Below are 21,424 nucleotides of genomic sequence, written 5' to 3'. Positions count from 1 at the left end.
ACGCCGATCGCTCGCCCCGGGCGCATCGGCTCACCTTAATGGCGCGCCTCCCTCCACGATGCCACGATCACGGTCCCTTGATCGTTCCTCCACATCGATGTGACCGGAACCATAGGTTCTGCACCGGTAGTTGTTTAGCATCAAGTACGTGCGTTTCCTGCCGGGGCAGACCCCCACCACCGACCTCACCTACGGCGACGTCTTTCTCGTCCCGTCCCGCTCCGACGTGACGTCGCGGTTCGACGTGGACCTGTCGCCCGACGACGGCACGGGGGCGACCCTCCCCGTCGTCGTCGCCAACATGACCGCCGTGGCCGGCCGCCGCATGGCCGAGACCATCGCCCGTCGTGGCGGCATCGCGATCCTGCCGCAGGACGTCCCGGTCGACGTCGTGGCCGCGGTGGTCCGGGACGTGAAGTCCAAGGACCCCGTGGTCGAGACGCCCGTGGTGGTCGCCCCCGGCGACACCGTGCACACGGTGCTGACCCTGCTGGGCAAGCGCTCGCACGGGGCGGCCGTGGTGCTGGAGGACGGCCGCCCCGTGGGCATCGTCACCGCCGACGACTGCCGCGACGTGGACCGTTTCACCCAGGTGCGCCAGGTCATGACCGAGGACCCGCTGGTGCTCGACGCCGAGCTGCTGGACGGGCACGGGGCCGAGGGCCTGGAGCGCGCGTTCGACATCCTGCACGGCGCCCACCTGTCGGTGGCGCCCGTGGTGCGCGACGGCCGCCTCGCGGGCGTCCTGACCCGCAAGGGCGCGCTGCGCTCCTCGGTCTACTCCCCCGCGCTCGACGCGGACGGCCGGCTCCGGGTAGGCGCCGCCGTCGGCATCAACGGCGACGTGGCGGCCAAGACGAAGGACCTGCTCGCCGCGGGGGTCGACGTGCTCGTCGTCGACACCGCGCACGGTCACCAGACCAAGATGCTGCAGGCGCTCGAGGCCGTGCGGTCCGTGGACCCGGCCGTCCCGGTCGTGGCCGGCAACGTCGTCACGGCGGACGGCGTGCGCGACCTCGTCGCGGCCGGCGCCGACATCCTCAAGGTGGGCGTGGGCCCCGGCGCCATGTGCACCACCCGCATGCAGACGGGCGTGGGCCGGCCTCAGTTCTCCGCGGTGCTGGAGTGCGCGGCCGCGGCCCGCGAGCTCGGCAAGCACGTGTGGGCCGACGGCGGCGTGCGGCACCCTCGCGACGTCGCCCTCGCCCTGGCGGCGGGCGCCTCGCAGGTGATGATCGGCTCCTGGTTCGCCGGCACCTACGAGTCGCCCGGCGACCTGCGCGAGGACGGCAACGGCCGCCTCTACAAGGACTCGTTCGGCATGGCGTCCGCGCGCGCCGTCGCCGCACGCATCGCGGGTGCCGGGACCGCGTTCGCGCGCGCCCGGAAGGCCCTCTACGAGGAGGGCATCTCCACCGGGAAGATGTACCTCGACCCGGCCCGGCCGGGCGTCGAGGACCTGCTCGACGAGATCACGTCCGGCCTGCGCTCCTCCTGCACGTACGCGGGCGCGCGGACGCTCGGCGAGTTCGCCGAGCGCGCCGTGGTGGGCGTCCAGTCGGCTGCCGGATATCAGGAGGGCATGCCCGTCGCCACGAGCTGGTGACGCGTTAAGGTCGGGCGATGATGCTCTCCGCCCGCACGCAGCTCGCCGACCTGGTGGCGAGGGGTTTCGAGGGGCCGTGGAAGCACGCCCGTGGCTCGTTCACCGGGGAGGCGCGGCCGGCGTCGGTCCTGGTGCTCTTCGGGGTGCTGGACGGGCTGGCGAGCACCCACGAGGCGCAGGCCCTGGCGGTGTCGCACGACCTCGACGTGCTCCTGCTCGCCCGCGCGACCACGCTCCGCAGCCACGCGGGCCAGGTCGCGTTCCCCGGCGGCGGCGCCGACCCGGGCGAGGACGCCGTCCAGGCGGCCCTGCGCGAGGCCGTGGAGGAGACAGGCCTGGACGCCGCGGGCGTCGAGGTGCTGGGCACCTTCGACCCGCTGCCGATGCCCGTCTCGAACCACCTCGTCACGCCCGTGCTGGCCTGGTGGGCCAAGCCCACCCCGGTGCGCGTGGTCGACGTCGCCGAGTCCTCGCACGTGTTCCGCGCCCCGGTGGCCGACCTCCTCGACCCGGTGAACCGGCGCACCGTGGTGCTGCGGCGGTCGGGGCGCACGTACCGCGGCCCGGGCTTCCTCGTGCACGCCGACGGGACCGAGCACCTCGTGTGGGGGTTCACCGCAGGGATCCTCGACGCCCTGTTCGACCAGCTCCGCTGGACCGAGGAGTGGGACCAGGAGCAGGAGCTCGAGCTCTGATGGTCGCCGCCGAACTCGACGTCACCGTCGATCTCGCGCGCGCCCTGCTGGCCGAGCAGCACCCCGACCTGGCCGGGCTGCCGCTGGACGTCGTCGCCAACGGCTGGGACAACGTGATGCTGCGGCTCGGCGACGACCTCGCGCTGCGCCTGCCCCGGCGCGGGGTGGCCGCCCAGCTCGTGGTGAACGAGCAGCGGTGGCTCGCGTCGCTCGCCCCGCGCCTGCCGGTCGTGGTCCCCGCCCCCGTGCGGGTCGGTGCGCCGAGCGACGCGCTCGGCTACCCGTGGCCGTGGAGCGTGGTGCCGTGGGTCGGCGGGCGGCGCGCCGCCGACGTGCCCCTGGGGTCCCGAGACGGCCTGGCCGGGCCGCTGGCCCGGTTCGTCGCGGCCCTGCACGTCCCCGCGCCCGCGGACGCCCCGGCGAACCCGGTGCGCGGGGTCCCGCTCGGCACGCGCACCGCGGCGGTGCGCCGCCGCGCGGACCAGGGCCTGCTGCCCGACGCCGGTCGGGTCCTCGCGCTGTGGTCGCACCTCGTGGAGTCGCCCGCCTGGGCGGGCCCGGCCGTGTGGCTGCACGGCGACCTGCACGCCGGCAACGTGCTCGTGTCCGACGACGGCGGTCTGGCCGCCGTCGTCGACTTCGGCGACCTGACGTCCGGCGACCCCGCCACAGACCTGGCCACGGCGTGGCTGGTGCTCGGCCCCGCCGGGCGCTCGGCGTTCCGGGCCGCCCTCGCCGCGCTCTACCCGGCCGACGACCCGGTGTGGCTGCGGGCCCGCGGCTGGGCGCTCACGATGTCGACGTCGATGTTCGAGTCCGGGCCGGAGAACGCCTGGATCCGCCGGATGGGCGAGGAGTCGCTGGAGCAGGTGCTCGCCGACGCATGACGGGCGCCACGGGCGGGCGCCGACGCCGGGCTTGCCGGCGCCGGGCTTGCCGGCCGGGCCGATACTGGGCAGATGGCGAACCTGACCGACTGGACCGAGAGCGATCCCGTGGCCTACGTCGAGGGTGTCGCGCACGCCGGGCGGCGGCGTGACGCGCTGACCCTCCTCGACCTCATGGAGCGGGCGACGGGCGCCGCGCCGCGCATGTTCGGCGGCTCCATCGTGGGGTTCGGCGAGTACCGGTACCGCTACGCGAGCGGGCACTCGGGCCACGCGCCCGCGGCCGGGTTCTCTCCGCGCAAGGCCGCGACGACGGTCTACCTGGCGGAGGGCGTCGGCGCGCACGAGGACCTCCTGGCACGGCTCGGCCCGCACACCACCGGGGTGGGCTGCCTCTACCTCAAGGACCTGGAGCAGGTCGACCTGGCCGTGCTCGAGGAGATCGTGCGCCGCTCGTACGCGACGGTCACCGCCGAGACGTTCGGACAGCGGGCGCGGGACTCCTCGGCGGAGGGCTGAGGCGGTCGCTCCGCGCCCTCAGACCAGGGCCGCCGGGTCGGCCCCTCGGGCCGTGAGGGCGGTGCGGAGGGCGGTCATCGCACGGTCGTAGGCGAGCTCGTCGTGGTGCAGCAGCGATGCGTCGTTGGCACGCGCGTAGAGCGCGGCCACCTCGAAGACCACCTGGTCGGGATCCGTCCCGGCGTCGAGGTGCTCGCGCCGGACCGCCTCGACGACGAGTGACCGGAGGTAGCCCTCCCACTCCCGCTCCTCGCGCGCAACGGCGTCCCGGACCGGACCGGTCGTCCGGGCGTCGAACTCGGCGGCCACGGAGCGGAAGAAGCAGCCGCCCTCGAAGACCCGGTCCCGGGAGTGCGCCAACCAGAGCGTGAGGATGCGCCAGAGCCGGGGAAGACCCTTGGCCGAGTCGATGCCCGGGACCACCACGGCCTCGACGAAGACCTCGCGGGCCCGGTGGATGGTCGCCAGCTGCAGCTTCTCCTTCGAGCCGAACAGGCCCGAGATGCCGCTCTTGTTGACCGGCGTCGCGGCCGCGAGCCGCCCCAGCGAGAGCGAGTCGAGCCCCGCGACCGACGCCTCCTGCACCGCACGGTCCAGCACGGCCCGGCGGGTGCGGTCGCCGCGGGCGCGGCGGCCGTCGACCGGCTCGCTCGCGTGCTCGCGCTCGTGGCCCGGCTCCTGGCCCGGCTCGTGGCCCGGCTCGTGGCCCGGCTCGTGGCCCGGCTCGTGGCCCGGCTCGTGGCCCGGATCCTGGGCCTTGGCCCAGGTCTGGTCCGGCGTGAGCGTCGTCTCGGGGTACATGGTGACAAGTGTACGACCGTTCGTATAGTGTGCGAACGGTCGTACAGATTTCTGCGACGAGAGCATCCGCCGCGCCCTCAGGAGGCCCCTCATGCCACGCGTCCACCCCCTCGTCCGCACAGCGTTCGCCACGCTCGGCACGGTGGCCCCGCCCGTCGCGCTCGCGGCGTCGGTCGCCGCGTTCCGCCGGGTCGGCCCACCCACCCCGGTCCGCTCCACCGACCGCCCGGTGCACGACCGCGCGCGACGGGGCGAGCTGGCGGTGCGCGGCGAGCGCGTCGCCACCTACGCGTGGGGCGACCCCGCCGCTCCCCCCGTCCTCGTGGTCCACGGCTGGCAGTCGCGGGCGTCGCGCCTCGCCGCGATCGTCACCGACCTGGAGGCCGCGGGCTTCCGCCCGGTCGCGTTCGACGCCCCCGCGCACGGCGACTCCTCCGGCCGGTTCACGACGATCCTGGACTTCCTCGAGATCCTGCAGCGGCTGCGCGACGACACCGGCGAGCCCCAGGCCGTGGTGGGCCACTCGTTCGGCGCCTTCGCCGGCGGGATCGCCCTCCACGAAGGGCTGGGCGCCCACGGCTTCGTCGGTATCGCCTCCGCCGCCCGCTTCGACCTGCTGAGCGACACGTTCGCCGCCACGGTCGGTCTGCCGACGTCGCTGTACGAGCGGCTCGCGGGGCGCATCGCCACGGCCGTGTTCCCCGACGAGCCGGACCCCCGGCGCCGGTTCGACCTCCTCGCCCGGCCCGCCCCGGCGCACGTCCCCGCCCTGTTCGTCCAGGACGCCGACGACCACGAGGTGAGCCTCGGCTTCGCCCGGCGCCTCCACGCCGCGCACCCGAGCAGCCGCCTCGTGGTCACCTCGGGGCTCGGGCACAACCGCGTCCTGGACGCCCCGGCGGTCCGCGCGGAGATCCTGGCCCACGTGGTTGCCGCGGCCCCGGTCACGACGGGTGAATCCCGCCCCGGATCACGTGGGCGATATCACAACCACCAGCAGGTCTCTTGAGAGTTCCATTACCCTGTGTCCGGTTCATCCGGGATCGTCCAGGGGGTACGACATGGTGGAACATCTGCGTGACGCTGCCACGGCAGCGGCGGCTTTCGGCCTTCCGGCCTTCCTGTGGCTCGCGTGGGCGGTGCCGCACACGACCCGCAGACGCCAGCTAGGAGTCGTCGCGCTCGCCGGGTTCGCGGCGGCCACTACCGTGGCCGGCATCGCCCTCACGATCGCCCGGTGGGACGAGCCGACGGCGCTCACCGCCCCCCTCGTGAGCGTCTACCTCGTGGTCCTGGCCCTGCACGCCGCAGTCGTCCGGGTGTGCGCCGGCTTCGCGTCGAAGCGCGGCAAGGCCGACCTGGTCCCCACCCTCGTGGCCGTGCTCGGCAGCCCGCACTTCTTCGTGCTGGGCGAGCTGCTCAGCTTCCCCGCCCTCGGCCTGGGAGCCCTGGCGGCCACGGTGGCCGGTCTCCTGGCCGGCCCGGCGGCGAAGGTGGTCGGCACGCGCGGCCCCGCCACCGTCGGGGTCGTCACGGGCCTGGCGTTCCTCGCCACGTCGGCCGGAGCCCTGGCGGCCGCCGCGAGTTGACACGAGCCGAGCCGAGCCGAGCCGAGCCGACGCCGGCCGCCCGCCTCGGGGAGAGGCGAGCGACCGGCGTCGGGCACAAGATCGCGCGAGCGGGTCAGCCGACCAGCGACCGCAGCACGTACTGCAGGATGCCGCCGTTGCGGTAGTAGTCCGCCTCGCCCGGGGTGTCGATGCGCACCACGGCGTCGAACTCGACGACGGAGCCGTCCGCCTTGGCGGCGGTCACGTGGACCGTCGTCGGAGTGGTGCCCTCGTTCAGCGCGGTGATGCCGCTGATGTCGAAGGTCTCCGTGCCGTCCAGGCCCAGCGACCCGGCGTTCTCGCCCACCGGGAACTGCAGGGGCAGCACACCCATGCCGATGAGGTTCGAGCGGTGGATGCGCTCGAAGCTCTCGGTGATGACGGCCCGGACACCGAGGAGCGCGGTGCCCTTGGCGGCCCAGTCGCGGGACGAGCCGGAGCCGTACTCCTTGCCACCGAGCACCACGAGCGGGGTCCCCTGGGCGGCGTAGTCCTGCGCGGCGTCGTAGATCGTGTCCTGCGCGCCCTTCACGAAGTTGAACGTGAAGCCGCCCTCGACGCCGGCGCCCTCGTTCTCCGCGGCCAGGAGCTGGTTGCGGAGTCGGATGTTCGCGAACGTGCCGCGGATCATGACCTCGTGGTTGCCACGGCGCGAGCCGTAGGAGTTGAAGTCGCGACGCTCCACGCCGTGCTCGGCCAGGTACGTGCCGGCCGGGCTGTCCGCCTTGATGGAGCCGGCGGGGCTGATGTGGTCGGTCGTGACCGAGTCGCCGAGCTTCGCGAGCACGCGGGCGCCGGCGATGTCCGTGACCGGGTCCGGCGTGATGCCCATGCCGTCGAAGTACGGGGGCTTGCGCACGTAGGTCGACTCGGGGTCCCAGGCGAACGTGTCGCCCTCGGGGGTCTCGAGGGCGGCCCAGCGCTCGTCGCCCTTGAAGACGTCGGCGTAGTCGGAGACGAACATGCCGCGGTTGATCGATGAGGCGATCGTGGTCTCGACCTCTTCGGCGGTGGGCCAGATGTCGCGGAGGAACACCGGGTTGCCGGCATCGTCCCGGCCGAGCGGGTCGTGGTCGAAGTCGAACTCCATGGTGCCGGCCAGCGCGTACGCGATGACGAGCGGCGGCGACGCGAGGTAGTTCATCTTCACGTCGGGGTTGATGCGGCCCTCGAAGTTGCGGTTGCCCGACAGCACCGAGACGACCGCCAGGTCGTGCGTGTTGACGGCCTCCGACACCTTCTCGTCGAGCGGGCCGGAGTTGCCGATGCAGGTGCCGCAGCCGTAGCCGACCAGGTGGAAGCCCAGCTTCTCGAGGTACGGCCAGAGGCCGGCCTTCTCGTAGTAGTTGGTCACGACCTGCGAGCCCGGCGCCATGGAGGTCTTGACCCACGGCTTGGCCTCGAGACCCTTCTCGACCGCCTTCTTCGCGAGGAGCGCGGCGGCGAGCATCACGGACGGGTTCGAGGTGTTGGTGCACGACGTGATCGACGCGATGGCGACGGCGCCGTGGAACAGCTCGAACTCCGCGCCCTCGCTGTTGGTGACCTGCACGCGCTTGCGGCCGTTGGGCGTGATGGCCGGCGAGTCGGACGCGGGGAACGACTCCTTCTCGGCCTCGTCCACGAGGTCCATGACCTCGGGCGCGTAGGTGGGCAGGTCGCGCATGAACGCCGACTTGGCGTTCGTCAGCTCGATGCGGTCCTGCGGGCGCTTGGGGCCGGCGATCGACGGGACCACCGTCGACAGGTCCAGCTCGAGGTACTCCGAGAACACCGGCTCGGGCGTGTCGGTGTCGAGCCAGAGGCCCTGCTCCTTGGCGTACGCCTCGACGAGGGCCACCTGGTCGTCCGACCGGCCCGTCAGGCGCAGGTAGTCCACCGTCACGGTGTCGATCGGGAAGATCGCGGCCGTGGAGCCGAACTCCGGCGACATGTTGCCGATGGTGGCGCGGTTCGCGAGCGGCACCTGGGCCACGCCGGCGCCGTAGAACTCGACGAACTTGCCGACGACGCCGTGCTGGCGCAGCATCTGCGTGATCGTGAGCACCACGTCGGTGGCGGTGACGCCCGCCGGGATGGAGCCCGAGAGCTTGAAGCCCACGACACGCGGGATGAGCATCGACACGGGCTGGCCGAGCATGGCCGCCTCCGCCTCGATGCCGCCGACGCCCCAGCCGAGCACGCCCAGGCCGTTGACCATCGTGGTGTGCGAGTCGGTGCCGACGCAGGTGTCGGGGTAGGCACGCAGGACGCCGTCCACTTCACGGGTCATGACGGTGCGCGCCAGATACTCGATGTTGACCTGGTGCACGATGCCGGTGCCCGGCGGGACGACCTTGAAGTCGTCGAACGCCGTCTGGCCCCAGCGCAGGAACTGGTAGCGCTCGTGGTTGCGCTGGTACTCGAGCTCGACGTTGCGCTGGAACGCGTCCGCACGCCCGGCCACGTCGATCTGCACCGAGTGGTCGATGACCATCTCGGCCGGGGCCAGCGGGTTGATGCGCGTGGCGTCGCCACCGAGGGCGGCCACCGCCTCACGCATCGTGGCGAGGTCGACCACGCAGGGCACACCGGTGAAGTCCTGCATGATCACGCGGGCGGGCGTGAACTGGATCTCGGTGTCCGGCTGGGCGTCGGGGTCCCACGCGGCGATGGCGCGCACGTGGTCCGCCGTGATGTTGGCGCCGTCCTCGGTGCGCAGGAGGTTCTCGGCGAGGATCTTGAGGCTGTAGGGAAGGCGCTCGGCGCCCTCCACGGCGGAGAGGCGGAAGATCTCGTAGGAGTTGCCTCCGACCTCCAGCGTTCCCTTCGATCCGAACGTGTCCACGCTGCTCACTACGGCTCCTTCTGCGGGGCTGATGTGCTTGGGCGGACGTGGCGCAACGGGGCGCTCCGTCCGCCGTCACGGGGGCTTGGGGGCTCCGCCCAGCGTAAGCCGGGCTGCTCCCGCCAGCATAGCGCACTTATCTTGACGTCAAGATACTTGCCCGACATCCAGAGACCGCGGGAACACCGGACCTCGCCCGGCCGTTGGGACCCGCGTGACGACGACGCCCGCTCCCGCCCAGTCCGCCCCGTCCGCAGCCCCCACCCTGCCCTCCCTGCCCGAGCAGGCCGAGCGCCTCGTCGCGCTCGGCGTGACCAGCGCCGCAGGCCTGTCCGACGACGCCGTGCGCGCCCGGGCGGCCGAGCTCGCCACCCTTGTCGCCGAGACTCACCCGGCCGCCTCCGCCCACGACCCGGCTCCCGGCGCCCACGACCCGGGCTGAGCCGCCGTCCGCTTCGAGGACGCCATCGGGTACGGGAACCCTAGCAGCGGCGATACCGGATGGCGTTCTCGAAGCGAGACCTCACGCCTCAGCGCGTGAGCAGCGCGACCGCCTCGACGTGGTGGGTGTGGGGGAAGAGGTCGAAGGCGCGCAGGCCGGTCAGGGTGTAGCCGTGGCCGGCCAGGTAGGCGACGTCGCGGGCCAGGGCCGCCGGGTCGCACGCGACGTAGACGATGCGCGACGGGCGACGCTCGGCGATGGCGTCGACGACGGCTCGGCCGGCTCCGGAACGCGGCGGGTCGAGGACGACGACGTCGGCGACGCCCGGAACCGTGTCCTGGAGCGCTGCCTCGACGGCGCCCTCGTGGAGCTCCACCCAGGGCAGGTCGTGCGCGTTGCGGCGGGCGTCCTTCACGGCGCGCGCGTCGCCCTCGACGGCCAGGACGCGGCCGTGCTCCCCGACCGCGGTCGCGAGCGGCACCGTGAAGAGGCCCGCGCCGGAGTACAGGTCGAGCACCGTCGCCTCGGTGAGGTCGCCTGCGGCCTCCAGGACCGCCTGCGTCAGCAGGGCAGGCGCCTCGCGGTGGACCTGCCAGAACCCCTCGGCCGCGAGGCGGAACCGGTGGTCGCCCACCGTCTCGGTCACGGCGCGGCGCGCGTTGGGGCGGGTGTCGGTGTGCCCCTTGTGCCACGGCTCGCCGTCGACGAGCACGAGGGGCTCGCCGCCGACGGGCGCCACGAGCTCGACCCGCGTGTCCGGGTCCCAGGACCGGTCCAGCACGCCCTCGTCGGAGGCGAGGGACGCGACCTCGGCGGTGGCGAGCGGCATCCCCTTGGGCAGCGGCTTGATCGGGACGACCTCGTGGGAGCGGTGCTTGCGCATCCCGAGGCGCCCGTCCGCGCCGGCTACGAGCTCGATGCGGGTGCGGTAGGCGAGGCCACCGCGCTCTTCGTCGCCGGGGGCGGCCTCGACGGTGACGTCCCACTCGATCTTGGCGAGGCGTTGCAGCTGCTCGGCCAGCACGTCGGCCTTCCAGCGCCGCTGGGCCGGCAGCGCGACGTGGGAGAGCTCCCCGCCGCCCACGCCACCCGGGCCGGCGGCCGGCCAGGCGGGCTCCACGCGGTCGGCCGAGGCGTCGAGCACCTCGACGGCGTCGGCGCGCCAGAAGTTGGTCCCGCCCTCGGTGACGACCGCGCGCACACGCTCACCGGGCAGGGTGTGCCGCACGAAGATCACGCGGCCCTCGTGGCGGGCGACGCAGTGCCCGCCGTGGGCGACGGGACCGACCTCGAGCTCGACCTCCAGACCCACGGCGGGGTCGGCGGGACGATGACGGGTGGTCGTGCGCGGGGTACGGGGCATGGGTCAAGTCTCCCATCCCCTCCCGGCAACGCCGCCGTTAGGCGGGTCACGTCTCAGAAGCGGCGCCCCTGCATGAAGGTGTCGCCCTCGAGGCCGGTCTGGCCCTCCGTGGACGAGAGCTGCCACGGCACGGACGCCACGACCACGCCCGGCGTGAACAGGAGGCGGCCCTTGAGGCGCAGCGCGCTCTGGTTGTGCAGCAGCTGCTCCCACCAGTGCCCCACCACGTACTCGGGGATGTAGACGACGATGAGGTCGCGCGGCGACTCCCGGCGGATCGAGCGCACGTAGTTGAGGATGGGCCGCGTGATCTCGCGGAACGGTGAGTCGAGGACGCGCAGCGGGACCGGGAGGTCGAGCGCCTCCCACTCCGCCGTCATCTCGGCGACGTCCGCCTTGTCGACGCCGACCGTGACGGCCTCCAGGACGGACGGCCGCGAGGCGCGGGCGTAGGAGACGGCACGCAGGGTCGGCTTGTGCACCTTGGAGACCAGCACGATGGCGTGGACGCGGCTGGGCAGCGCCCGGGCGGCGGACGTGTCGTCGCCGAGGGCAAGCTCGTCACGGACGCGGTCGTAGTGCTTGCGGATGGTCCGCATCAGCAGGAAGAGGACGCCCAGGGCCAGGATCGTGATCCAGGCCCCGTGCGTGAACTTGGTGACCAGCACGATGACCAGCACGCTGCCCGTCATGGCGAAGCCCACGCCGTTCACCACACGCGAGCGCCGCATCCGCGCGCGGGCGGCGGGGTCCGGCTCCGTCCTCAGGAGCCGCGACCAGTGCCGCAGCATGCCCAGCTGCGACAGCGTGAACGACACGAAGACGCCCACGATGTAGAGCTGGATGAGGCGGGTCACCTCGGCGTCGAACACCAGGATCAGCACGATGGCGGTGACGGCGAGCGTCACGATGCCGTTCGAGAAGGCGAGGCGGTCGCCACGGGTGTGCAGCTGGCGCGGGAGGTAGCCGTCGCGCGCCAGGATCGAGCCCAGCACCGGGAACCCGTTGAACGCGGTGTTCGCCGCCAGCACCAGGATCAGCCCGGTCACCGCCGACACGGCGTAGAACGCCGGCGGGAAGCCCTGGAACACCGCCTCGGCGAGCTGGCCGATGACCGGGTGCTGGTCATAGCCCTCGGGCAAGGGCTGCCCGTCCAGCGCGAACTGCGTGTGCGGGTCCTCGGCGTACTGGACGCCGGTGGCCTGGGCCAGGAACAGGATCGCCATGATCATCGTCGACGAGATGAGGCCCAGCATCGCCAGGGTCGTCGCGGCGTTGCGCGACTTCGGCTTGCGGAAGGCGGGCACGCCGTTGCTGATCGACTCCACGCCGGTGAGCGCGGCACAACCGGACGCGAACGCACGGGCCAGCAGGAACGCCCCGGCGAGGCCGGTGAGCCCCTGGTCGAACGACGAGTCGGCGATGAGCTGCAGGTCAGCGCTCTCCGCGCGCGGAAGGTTCCCGGCGAAGTGCCGGAACGTCCCGGTCAGCGCGAGGGCGCCGATGAGGAACATGAACAGGTAGGTCGGGATCGCGAAGAACGACCCGGACTCCTTGACGCCCCGGAGATTGATCAGCATGAGCACCGTCACCGCGGTCACGGCCGCCAGCGCCTCGTGCCCCCGCAACGCCGGGAGCGCCGACGCCGCGTACTGCGACGCGGCCGAGATGGACACCGCCACCGTCAGCACGTAGTCCAGGAGCAGGGCCGACGCGACCCCCACGCCGGCAGCCGGCCCGAGGTTCGTCGTGGCGACCTCGTAGTCGCCACCACCCGAGGGGTAGGCGTGCACGTTCTGCCGGTACGACGCCACGACCACGAGGAACACGACGACCACCGCGAGGCCGACCCATGGCGAGACCGTGGTGGCGGCCAGACCGGCCACCGCGAGGGTCAGGAGGATCTCGTCCGGCGCGTACGCGACCGACGACAACGCGTCCGAGGCGAACACCGGCAGCGCGATGCGCTTGGGAAGGAGCGTGTGCCCCAGGTTCTCGCTCCGAACGGGGCGACCGAGCAGCAATCTTTTGGCTGCATCTGCGATGTCCGACACGTCGGCCCATGCTATGCCTGCTCGTGGCCGACGGCGCACCGGCCGAAGGGGTAGCGTTCCGATCGTGCACTTCGTGATCATGGGTTGCGGCCGCGTAGGCTCCACGCTCGCTCAGACGATCGAGGCCCGCGGGCACTCCGTCGCGGTGATCGACCAGAACCCCGACGCGTTCCGCAGGCTCCCTGCGGACTTCGACGGCAAGAAGGTCACCGGCGTCGGTTTCGACCGCGACACCCTCGTCCAGGCGGGCATCGAGGACACCTACGCGTTCGCTGCGGTGAGCGACGGCGACAACTCGAACATCCTCGCGGCCCGCGTGGTCCGCGAGACGTACGGGGTGGAGAACGTGGTGGCGCGGATCTACGACCCGCACCGCGCGGAGATCTACCAGCGCCTCGGGATCCCCACGGTCGCGACGGTCCGCTGGACCGCCGACCAGGTGCTGCGCCGCATGCTGCCCCTCGGCGCCACCGACGAGTACCGCGACCCGTCCGGGCACGTGCGCCTGGTGCAGATCGACTACCACCCGGGTTGGGTGGGCCGCAGCGTGCGGCGGATCGAGGAGGTCACCGGCTGCCGCGTCGCCTACCTGGCCCGCTTCGCCGAAGGTGTCCTCGCCCGGCCGGACACCGTGCTCCAGGAGAACGACGAGCTGCACGTCCTGCTCCAGGCCGCGGACGCCGACGCCGTCGAGCGCGCGCTCACCCACGCACCCCACACCAAGGAGGACTGATGCGCGTCGTCATCGTCGGCGCCGGATCGGTGGGGCGCTCGATCGCCCGGGAGCTCATCGGTCACGACCACGACGTCCTGCTCGTCGACAAGAGCCCGGCCGCCATGCGTGTGGCCCAGGTGCCCGAGGCCGACTGGATCCTCGCGGACGCCTGCGAGCTCTCGTCCCTGGAGAGCGCCGAGCTGGAGAGCTGCGACGTGGTGGTCGCCGCCACCGGCGACGACAAGGTCAACCTCGTGGTGTCGCTGCTCGCCAAGACGGAGTTCGGCGTGCCGCGCACCGTCGCCCGGGTGAACAACCCCAAGAACGAGTGGATGTTCGACCAGTCCTGGGGCGTGGACGTGGCGGTGTCCACGCCGCGCATCATGACGGCCATGGTCGAGGAGGCCGTGGCCGTCGGCGACCTGGTGCGGATCTTCACCTTCCACCAGTCCGGCGCGGACATCCTCGAGCTGACGCTCCCCGCCGGCTCACCCCTGGCAGGCACCCGCGTGGGCCAGGTCGCCTGGCCCGTCGACACGGCGCTCGCGGCCATCGTCCGCGACGGGCGCCCCATCGCGCCCAGCAGCGACGACACGCTCGAGGCGGGCGACGAGCTGCTGCTCGTCACCGGCCGCGACGTGGACGAGGAGGCGCTGCAGCGGCTGCTCACGCCGGAGGCGTCGCCCGAGACGTCGCCCGAGGCGTCGCCCGAGGCGTCGCCCGAGGCGTCGCCCGAGGCGTCGCCTAAGACGTCGCCTGAGGCGTCGCCGGCTCCCTGAGCCTGGCCCCTGAGCCCCGGCGCCGGGGCTCAGGCGGTGCGCGGCGCGCGCACCACGACCCAGGTGAGGAACAGCACGAGCGCCCACAGCGGCACGCCCAGGACCAGGTGGAACGTGCCCAGCCAGGCGACGTCGCCCGCGAAGTAGAGGGGCACCTTGACCGCCAGGCGCAGCGCGAACATGCCCACCCACAGCCACGTCGCGATCGAGTAGCGGCGCACCTTCGCCGGGTCGTCACGCCAGGCGGTGAGGCCCGCGAACGGGCTGGGCTGGTCGTCGTCGGCCGCGTCGTCGCCGGCCGCGTCGTCGCGGGGTGCGTCGTCGTCGCTGCCCGACGCCGGACCGGTCGCCCCGGGCGCGTCGCTCGCCTCGGTCTTCAGCGCGTCGGGGCTCCACCCCGTGCGGAGGGCCTCGACGACGAAGCCGACCGCGGGCCACCGGATGAGGACGGTCACGAGGAGCACCACGCCGTAGATCGCGTTGGTCCACAGACCGGGAAGGTAGAAGTCCTCGGCCTCGCCGGAGGTCCACGCCCAGATCACGCCGACGACGATGCCCAGCAGCCCACCGACCGCCTGCGTCACCGGGGTGCGCTGCAGCAGACGCACCACGGTGGCCAGCACGGCCACCCCGGCGGAGGCCACGATCGAGATCATCAGGTCGCGCGTCGTCACGTACGCGACCACGAAGACGAGGCCCGGCGCCACCGACTCCGCGAGCCCGCGCACCCCGCCTACGGCGTCGGCCAGGGAGAAGGAGTCGGCCGTCACGGCGCGCACGCCCGTACGGGTGGTCTCGCTGCCGGCGGACTCAGGACCAGGCGTGTCAGTCATGCTGCCCATTCTGCCCGACGCGCCCCACAGGCTGGAGCGCGCGTCACTCGTCCTGGCGCGGGCGCAGCTCGTAGCGCGGGTTGAACATGGTGCGTCGCCCGCCGACGTCGCAGACCATGCCCTCGACACGGATGCGGCGCCCGGGGTCGATCCCGGCGATGGTGCGGCGGCCGAGCCATACGAGGTCCAGGGAGCCCGAGCCGTCGTAGAGCTCGGCCTCCACGGTGGGCACGCCCTCACGCGGGCGCAGCACCACGGAGCGGAGAACGCCGGCGGCCTTGCCCCGCCGACGTTCCGTCAGGCTCGCGACGGCGGAGCAACCACGGTTGGTGGCCGCGTCGGTGCGCTCCTCCTCCGCGCGGACCTCCTCGTTGGAGGCCAGCACGTTCTTCACGACGGCTCTCAGCGTCATGGCTCTCCCCGTTCCTCCGCTGCCTCAGCGGATCTCGGTGATCTCCGGGCCGCGCTTCAGCGGGTCGAACGGCACCTGCGGGGTGACGCCCTCGAGCCCCGCAGTGGCCGCCGGAGCGCCGGCCTCGCCGCGCTGGCCGGGAGCCTTCGGAAGGGTCAGCGTGAGCAGGTCCCGCGGGGGGCGGGGGCTCTGGTCGCGCACCACGACGATGTTGGCGAACACCGACTCGAGCTGCCGGGCCGCCTCGTGGTCCAGCGCCGCCTTGCCCGAGAGCACGCCGCGGAGGAACCAGCGGGGCCCGTCGACACCGACGAAGCGGGCCGGGCGGACGGCGGGCTTGCCCTCCTGGTCCGTCGCGGGCAGGCGCACGAGGAGCTCGCGCCCGAACACGCCCGGCACGTCGTCCACGGTGCCGCCCTGCTGCGCCACGGACGTGGCCAGCTCGGCCCGGATCTCGTCCCAGATGCCGTCGGTGCGGGGAGCGGCGAACGCCTGCACCTGGAGGGTGGAACCCGCGAGCGCGGCCGTCACCCCCGTGACCTTCTGCGTCTTCTTGTCGATCTCCATGCGCAGCTCGAGGCCGGGCAGCACGGGCAGCCAGATGGCGCCGAGGTCCACGCGCGGGCCGGTCTGGTCCACCTGCGACCGGTCGAACGGTCCCTGAGCGGGACGCTCCCGCTCGGACGCCACCGAGTCCCAGGCCGGGCGGCTCTCGCTCTCGGCAGCCTCGTCCTGGGCAGGCTCGTTCGCTGCACTCCGGCGGAACAGACCCACAGTCCGACTCCTTCTCTCGTCACATCGCTCATGGCGCCGCACGTCCCGTGCGACGCTCGCTCCCGGCGGCACGTGCCGCCGGTTTCAACACTAGTCCGCGCTCGGCGCCACGCCGGACGTGGCCCAGCCTCCGCTCGACCCGAAGCCGCCGTCGCCGCGGTGCGACCCGGGGAGCGTCTCGGCCTGCAGGAACCGCGCCCGCTCGACCTTCTGGATCACGAGCTGGGCGACGCGGTCGCCACGCGAGAGCCGGACGGGCTCGCCGGGGTCGGTGTTGAGGAGCGTCACCTTGATCTCGCCGCGGTACCCGGCGTCGACGGTGCCCGGCGCGTTCACGATCGTGATCCCGTGCCGCGCGGCGAGGCCCGACCGAGGATGCACGAAGGCCGCATAGCCGTCGGGCAGGGCGATGGCGACGCCCGTGGGGACGGTCACCCGGCCCTGGGGCGGGATCTCGACGTCCACGGTGGTCACCAGGTCCGCGCCCGCGTCGCCCGGGTGGGCGTAGGAGGGGACGGGGACGCCGTCGTCGAGCAGGCGGAGGAGCACGTCAACCGTGCTGCCGTCGTCGTGAGGCACGCGGGAACTGTACGCCAACCAGGCGCGACAAGCGCCGCGGACGTCCTCCGACCCGCCGCGGGCTGGGATGATGTCCTCATGAGCGGCGCCACCCCGACCACCTCCGACTTCCGTGAGCGACTGCTGCCCGGACCGGGCGGCTGGCTCGGGACGGTCGGCCTCGGCGCGATCGCCGCGATCGCCCTCTGGCCCGTGGACCATCTGCTGGGCGGGATCGCGGGGATCGCGGTGTGCGTCGCGTGCGTGGTCGCCCTCGCCCTGACGTCACCCGTGGTGGAGGTGGCCGACGGCGAGCTGCGGGCCGGCTCGGCACGTGTCCCGGTCCGGCTGCTCGGGGACCCGGTGCCGCTGGACGTCGAGGCGATGCGCCACGAGCTGGGGCCCGGCCTCGACGGCCGCGCATACGTCTGCCTGCGCGCATGGGCCCGTACCGGCGTCAAGGTGGCCCTGGACGACCCGTCCGACCCGGCGCCCTACTGGCTCGTCTCCACCCGCCGGCCCGACCGCCTGGTCGCCGCGATCTCGGGCGCCCGGTAGCTCACCACCGGGCCCGGGGGCGTCGCCGACCCGGGGGCCGCCGGTCGGCCGACCCGAGGAACGACAAAGGCTGCCACGTTCCCGTGACAGCCTGGTCGTCGAGGGTCCGGTCTCAGGCAGAGCCGTCCAGCCTCAGGCCGCACCTTCTGCCACCTGAGCCCTGCACTCACCTCCGGGCGGGTGCCTCGTTCCTCGGCCCCCACCCTGCGGTTCGCTCCGGCCTCAGGCGGCGCACTCGGTGCAGATCTGCTGCCCGTTGCGCTCGTAGGCGAGCTGGCTCCGGTGGTGCACCAGGAAGCAGCTCGAGCAGGTGAACTCGTCCGCCTGGCGCGGGAGCACGCGGACGGAGAGCTCTTCGCCGGAGAGGTCGGCGCCGGGCAGCTCGAAGCCTTCCGCCGCCTCGGTCTCGTCCTCGTCCACAACACCAGAGGACTTGTCCGAGCGGCGAGCCTGCAGCTCCTGGATCGAGTCCTGCTCGACGTCCTCGTCGGTCTTGCGGGGGGCGTCGTAGTCAGTTGCCATGTGGTGGTTCTCCAATGGTTCGGTCGTCGCGTCGGAACGTCGGGATGTCCCAGGGACTGACGCCGCCCCGGGCCGGAGCGCCATACCCTTGACAACAGCCGATCGGCTGTGCCGCGGTATGGGGGTACGCGCTGATAATGCACGCGGCCCCGGTTTTGTTCCCAAGTCGGCCCCCGGATTGTGCACCAAATCCGGGAGGCATGCGACATGTGAGCGTGTTAGCCACATCACGCCGCCCTGACCTGCAACGATGCATTAGGTAATGACCCAATGACGTGTTCTCGCCGAGCTCGGGCTCACCCGATCGGATCGGCAAGAAATCGACCGGGTGATCCTGCTCACGCTGGTGTCACACGACCCTGTCGGAAGGGTCTCCGTCGCCGTCAGCCCCGGCCTCCTCGAGGAGCGCCACGAGCTCCCGCACAAGACCCGGCCCGCCCACGACCGTCATGTCGATCCCCTCGGGCCGGCCGTGCAGCCCGGTGACCACCGCGCCCGCCTCGCTCGCCACGAGCGAGCCTGCGGCGACGTCCCACGGGTTGAGACCACGCTCGTAGTAGAGGTCCAGGGCGCCCTCGGCGAGGAGGCAGAGGTCGATCGAGGCGGCCCCCAGCCGGCGGATGTCGCGGACGTGACCGATCAGCCTGGTCAGGACCTGCGCCTGGTGCGTGCGCCGCCGCGCGTCGTAGCCGAACCCGGTGCCGACCAGGGACGTCGCCAGGGAGGCGGGCGTGCTGACCCGTACCGGCACGCCGTCACGGGTGGCGCCCTCCCCCAGGCCGGCGGTCCACGTGCGGCCGTCGGGCACCGAGTGCACGCACCCGGCGAGCTGCGTCCACTCCCCCGGCCGGGGCGGTCCCGCCACGACCGCGACGGACACCGCGAACCCCGCCACCCCGTACAGGTAGTTCACCGTGCCGTCGATCGGGTCGACCACCCACGTGAGACCGCTGGTGCCGGCCACGTCGTCGCCCTCCTCGCCGAGGATCGCGTCGTCCGGCCGCTCCGCGGCGATCATCGACCGGAGCAGCTCCTCGACCGCGCGGTCCATCGCGGTGACCGGGTCCACCTCGCTCGACTTCGTGTCGGCCACGACCACGTGCTCGGGCCGGTGCTCACGCACGTACGCGCCGGCCGTGGTGGCCAGGCGCTCGGCGAGCTTGCGCAGGGAGGTGACGGAGACGTCGTCGGGCAGGGGCGGGATGTCGGGCAGGGGCGGGATAGCGGTCACGCTCACATCCTGCCCGACCCGAATCGACCCCACCTGCCCGTCCAGCCCTGGGAGGCCTGCGGCGCGACCCAGCCGCGCCACAGCGAGAGGAGGCGGAAGCCGAGCACCACGACCACCACGCCCGCCTGGGTGAGGACCGTCAGTGCGTCGAAGTGCCAGAGCGTGGCCGTGAGGCCCGCGCCCACGACAGCGGGGATCGCGTAGAGCTGGCGGTCGGCGAAGACGAGGGGGATCTCGCCCACGAGCATGTCGCGCAGCACTCCCCCGCCGATGCCGGTCAGCACGCCCACGACCACCGACGCGAGCAGGCCCGCACCGTGCTCCAGGCCCTTGGTGGTTCCCTGGAGCACGAAGAAGGCCAGGGCCCCGGCGTCGAGCGCCACCACCGCCGGGCGCATCCGGGCCAGTCCCGGGTGGAGGAAGAAGATGACGACCCCGGCCAGGAGCGCCGTCCCGACGAGCCGGGGGTCCGAGATGCCGACCGGCGGCGTGTCGCCGATCAGGACGTCGCGCAGGATCCCTCCGCCGAGCCCCGCGGCCCAGGCCAGGACCACCACCCCGAAGACGTCAAAGCTCTTGCGCACGGCCGCGAGCCCTCCGGAGAGGGCCGCGAAGAACACCCCGATGATCTCGAGGACGGAGTCGATCGCCACGCGGCAATCATCGGCCCTCGGGAGCCCACGTGCGGGCAGGAACCCAGGAAGTACGACAAAATGCGCGGGAGTGGGCCGGACAACGCGGCACACCGACGCGCCTCCGCCGTCATCTTGCGCCATGGTGGCAGTCTCGGGCGTGATCCCTTTCGCAAGGAGGACGGCATGGACGAGCTGGAGCTCGTGAGGTTGCACGAGGACGGTGAGCGCCTCGTCCTCACCGCACCCGACGGCACCCAGAGCACCCTGCCGATCACCGACGCCCTGCGCGCGGCCATCCGCGGCGACCGTCCTCGGCTCGAGAGCATCCGGGCCCAGGAGGAGTCGACGCTGCGCCCGCGGGAGATCCAGGCCCGGCTCCGCGCCGGGTCCACGTGCGAGGAGCTGGCAGAGGCCTCCGGTCTCCCGGTGGAGCACGTGCGGCGCTTCGAGTACCCCGTGATGGCCGAGCGTGAGCACGCCATCCGCCGGGTCCGGACCCGGGCCGTGGCCGGCGAGGAGGGCGACAGCCGGTCGTCCACGACGCTCGGCGAGCTCGTCGACGCGCGCCTCGCCTCGCGAGGCGTGCGCCCGGAGGACGCCATCTGGACGGCACGGCGCGACGGCATGGCGCCCTGGGTGGTCCAGGTCTCGTTCGAGACGGCGGGCAAGGCCCGCGTGGGCCGGTGGACCTTCGACCCGCGCGGCATGGTCGTGACCACGCTCGACGACGAGGCACGCTGGCTCGCGCTGCCCGACGACGGCGGGCAGCACCTCTCCAGCGTCTCCGCCCTGCCCGAGGGGCGCTCTCGTACGCGCCCGCCCGCCCCGGAGTCCGACGACACCGACCTCCTCCTCGACGACCTGTCCGAGCGCCGGGGCCAGCGGCCCTCACGCCGCCCGGGCACGGCGCACCCCTCCGACGGGCCCGACGAGCTCGAGCTCGGTGAGCTCACGCTCGCCGAGCTGGCTCCCCGCCGCGGGGCGGGCGGCGGCCGGCCTCCGAGCGGCGGGGGCGGGCAGCCCGGTGACACGGGCGGTGGACCGAGCAGCGGGTCCGGCAGGTCGTCCGGGTCCGGCGGGTCCGGCGGCCCGGGCGGGCACCCGGGCACGGACGACGACGCCGCCGACGCTCCGGCGCCCGCGGCGAGCGTGGTCGACCTCGGGTCCCGGCGCGGCGCCGGACGCCCGTCCATGCCCGGCGTCGGTCCCCGGCAGGACGGCGGCGCGGCCCTCGGCCGTTCGGGCCACCCGGCCGGCACCGGCCACCCCGGACCTCCGCCCGACGACGGCCCGGGTCCCGACCGCGGTCGCGGCACCGGGCTGTCGGACGAGTCGAACGGCCCGGTGACCCCCGAGGCCGCCGACCTCGACTGGGAGGGTCCGAGCCGCTGGGAGATCCCGGAGCCCGAGCCCGCCCGTGCGGCGGCGACGGCCGCGGCCGCGCGAGCCCCGGCGCCGTCGGCCGAGGAGCCGGTCAAGCCCAAGGCGAGCCCCAAGACGGCACAGGGCCGTCGTCCCGCCCGCAAGGGGCGTGCGCAGGTGCCGAGCTGGGACGAGATCGTCTTCGGGGCACGCCCCGAGGGGTGATCCCCGGGCGTGTCGG

22 protein-coding genes are annotated in these 21,424 nt (G+C 73.2%); 11 read left to right on the top strand and 11 right to left on the bottom strand.

Translation table 11 applies throughout. The features are described from left to right. Positions 1 to 148: 148 nt before the first annotated feature. The 4 genes from D1350_RS19835 to D1350_RS19820 all read left to right on the top strand — a co-directional run bounded on the left by D1350_RS19835 (position 149) and on the right by D1350_RS19820 (position 3,707). Positions 149 to 1,606, top strand: a complete 1,458-nt coding sequence (locus D1350_RS19835; protein ID WP_125777781.1) for a GuaB1 family IMP dehydrogenase-related protein — start codon at positions 149 to 151, stop codon at positions 1,604 to 1,606. A 17-nt stretch (positions 1,607 to 1,623) separates the two neighbouring features. Beyond that, positions 1,624 to 2,301, top strand: coding sequence for an NUDIX hydrolase (locus tag D1350_RS19830; protein ID WP_420807827.1), 678 nt, complete (start codon positions 1,624 to 1,626; stop codon positions 2,299 to 2,301). Further along, the gene (locus D1350_RS19825) at positions 2,301 to 3,188 is read left to right on the top strand and encodes an aminoglycoside phosphotransferase family protein (RefSeq protein ID WP_125777780.1); all 888 of its coding nucleotides are present in this window, start codon (positions 2,301 to 2,303) and stop codon (positions 3,186 to 3,188) included. The genes D1350_RS19830 and D1350_RS19825 overlap by 1 nt, the downstream gene beginning before the upstream one ends. 72 nt (positions 3,189 to 3,260) lie before the next feature. Next, complete coding sequence (locus tag D1350_RS19820) at positions 3,261 to 3,707, top strand: DUF1801 domain-containing protein (protein WP_125777779.1); 447 nt, start codon at positions 3,261 to 3,263, stop codon at positions 3,705 to 3,707. An 18-nt stretch (positions 3,708 to 3,725) separates the two neighbouring features. Here the strand turns inward: D1350_RS19820 and D1350_RS19815 are convergent, their stop codons facing one another. Then, on the bottom strand, positions 3,726 to 4,508 hold the full coding sequence (locus D1350_RS19815) for a TetR/AcrR family transcriptional regulator (protein WP_206074613.1): 783 nt from the start codon (positions 4,506 to 4,508) through the stop codon (positions 3,726 to 3,728). A gap of 91 nt (positions 4,509 to 4,599) precedes the next feature. On the opposite strand from D1350_RS19815, the gene D1350_RS19810 reads away from it, so the two are divergent. Continuing rightward, positions 4,600 to 5,517 carry an alpha/beta fold hydrolase gene (locus D1350_RS19810; protein ID WP_125777778.1) on the top strand — a complete coding sequence of 306 codons (918 nt, stop codon included), beginning with the start codon at positions 4,600 to 4,602 and terminating at the stop codon, positions 5,515 to 5,517. A 52-nt stretch (positions 5,518 to 5,569) separates the two neighbouring features. Continuing rightward, positions 5,570 to 6,097 carry a hypothetical protein gene (locus D1350_RS19805; RefSeq protein ID WP_125777777.1) on the top strand — a complete coding sequence of 176 codons (528 nt, stop codon included), beginning with the start codon at positions 5,570 to 5,572 and terminating at the stop codon, positions 6,095 to 6,097. Positions 6,098 to 6,191: 94 nt separating this feature from the next. Here D1350_RS19805 and acnA read toward each other — a convergent pair whose 3' ends face one another. Then, a complete protein-coding gene (gene acnA / locus D1350_RS19800) occupies positions 6,192 to 8,954 on the bottom strand; it encodes an aconitate hydratase AcnA (protein ID WP_125777776.1) in 2,763 nt (920 codons plus the stop codon). A 205-nt stretch (positions 8,955 to 9,159) separates the two neighbouring features. On the opposite strand from acnA, the gene D1350_RS19795 reads away from it, so the two are divergent. Continuing rightward, positions 9,160 to 9,387, top strand: a complete 228-nt coding sequence (locus tag D1350_RS19795; RefSeq protein WP_125777775.1) for a hypothetical protein — start codon at positions 9,160 to 9,162, stop codon at positions 9,385 to 9,387. 88 nt (positions 9,388 to 9,475) lie between these two features. Here D1350_RS19795 and D1350_RS19790 read toward each other — a convergent pair whose 3' ends face one another. Beyond that, positions 9,476 to 10,750 carry a class I SAM-dependent RNA methyltransferase gene (locus D1350_RS19790; protein WP_125777774.1) on the bottom strand — a complete coding sequence of 425 codons (1,275 nt, stop codon included), beginning with the start codon at positions 10,748 to 10,750 and terminating at the stop codon, positions 9,476 to 9,478. 53 nt (positions 10,751 to 10,803) lie between these two features. Beyond that, a complete protein-coding gene (locus D1350_RS19785) occupies positions 10,804 to 12,804 on the bottom strand; it encodes an APC family permease (RefSeq protein ID WP_125777773.1) in 2,001 nt (666 codons plus the stop codon). A gap of 79 nt (positions 12,805 to 12,883) precedes the next feature. Here D1350_RS19785 and D1350_RS19780 point away from each other — a divergent pair, with 79 nt between their 5' ends. Beyond that, entirely contained in the window at positions 12,884 to 13,537 is a 654-nt protein-coding gene (locus D1350_RS19780; protein ID WP_125777841.1) for a potassium channel family protein, read from the top strand. Next, positions 13,537 to 14,298 carry a potassium channel family protein gene (locus D1350_RS19775; RefSeq protein WP_125777772.1) on the top strand — a complete coding sequence of 254 codons (762 nt, stop codon included), beginning with the start codon at positions 13,537 to 13,539 and terminating at the stop codon, positions 14,296 to 14,298. The genes D1350_RS19780 and D1350_RS19775 overlap by 1 nt, the downstream gene beginning before the upstream one ends. 29 nt (positions 14,299 to 14,327) lie before the next feature. On the opposite strand, the gene D1350_RS19770 is transcribed toward D1350_RS19775, so the two are convergent. The 4 genes from D1350_RS19770 to dut form a co-directional block, all read right to left on the bottom strand. After that, complete coding sequence (locus D1350_RS19770) at positions 14,328 to 15,131, bottom strand: DUF3159 domain-containing protein (protein ID WP_125777771.1); 804 nt, start codon at positions 15,129 to 15,131, stop codon at positions 14,328 to 14,330. 43 nt (positions 15,132 to 15,174) lie between these two features. Continuing rightward, entirely contained in the window at positions 15,175 to 15,543 is a 369-nt protein-coding gene (locus D1350_RS19765) for an OB-fold nucleic acid binding domain-containing protein (RefSeq protein ID WP_125777770.1), read from the bottom strand. Between the two features lie 24 nt (positions 15,544 to 15,567). Then, a complete protein-coding gene (locus D1350_RS19760; RefSeq protein WP_125777769.1) occupies positions 15,568 to 16,317 on the bottom strand; it encodes a DUF3710 domain-containing protein in 750 nt (249 codons plus the stop codon). A gap of 90 nt (positions 16,318 to 16,407) precedes the next feature. Beyond that, positions 16,408 to 16,896, bottom strand: a complete 489-nt coding sequence (gene dut, locus D1350_RS19755) for a dUTP diphosphatase (protein WP_125777768.1) — start codon at positions 16,894 to 16,896, stop codon at positions 16,408 to 16,410. Between the two features lie 78 nt (positions 16,897 to 16,974). On the opposite strand from dut, the gene D1350_RS19750 reads away from it, so the two are divergent. Further along, positions 16,975 to 17,433: a DUF3093 domain-containing protein gene (locus tag D1350_RS19750; protein WP_125777767.1), complete on the top strand. Its 459-nt coding sequence runs from the start codon at positions 16,975 to 16,977 to the stop codon at positions 17,431 to 17,433. 222 nt (positions 17,434 to 17,655) lie between these two features. Here the strand turns inward: D1350_RS19750 and D1350_RS19745 are convergent, their stop codons facing one another. The 3 genes from D1350_RS19745 to D1350_RS19735 form a co-directional block, all read right to left on the bottom strand. Then, positions 17,656 to 17,955 carry a DUF4193 domain-containing protein gene (locus D1350_RS19745; RefSeq protein ID WP_125777766.1) on the bottom strand — a complete coding sequence of 100 codons (300 nt, stop codon included), beginning with the start codon at positions 17,953 to 17,955 and terminating at the stop codon, positions 17,656 to 17,658. 349 nt (positions 17,956 to 18,304) lie between these two features. Further along, positions 18,305 to 19,186 carry an inositol monophosphatase family protein gene (locus D1350_RS19740; RefSeq protein ID WP_240644233.1) on the bottom strand — a complete coding sequence of 294 codons (882 nt, stop codon included), beginning with the start codon at positions 19,184 to 19,186 and terminating at the stop codon, positions 18,305 to 18,307. A gap of 2 nt (positions 19,187 to 19,188) precedes the next feature. Continuing rightward, positions 19,189 to 19,839, bottom strand: coding sequence for a trimeric intracellular cation channel family protein (locus tag D1350_RS19735; RefSeq protein WP_240644232.1), 651 nt, complete (start codon positions 19,837 to 19,839; stop codon positions 19,189 to 19,191). Between the two features lie 165 nt (positions 19,840 to 20,004). On the opposite strand from D1350_RS19735, the gene sepH reads away from it, so the two are divergent. After that, positions 20,005 to 21,408, top strand: a complete 1,404-nt coding sequence (sepH, locus tag D1350_RS19730) for a septation protein SepH (protein WP_164545241.1) — start codon at positions 20,005 to 20,007, stop codon at positions 21,406 to 21,408. Positions 21,409 to 21,424 lie beyond the last annotated feature (16 nt).

It is taken from the genome of Antribacter gilvus (assembly GCF_003946865.1).
Lineage (GTDB): Bacteria > Actinomycetota > Actinomycetes > Actinomycetales > Cellulomonadaceae > Antribacter > Antribacter gilvus.
The sequence above is the reverse complement of the archived record's forward strand: the minus strand, read 5'-3'. Positions and strand labels throughout refer to the sequence as shown.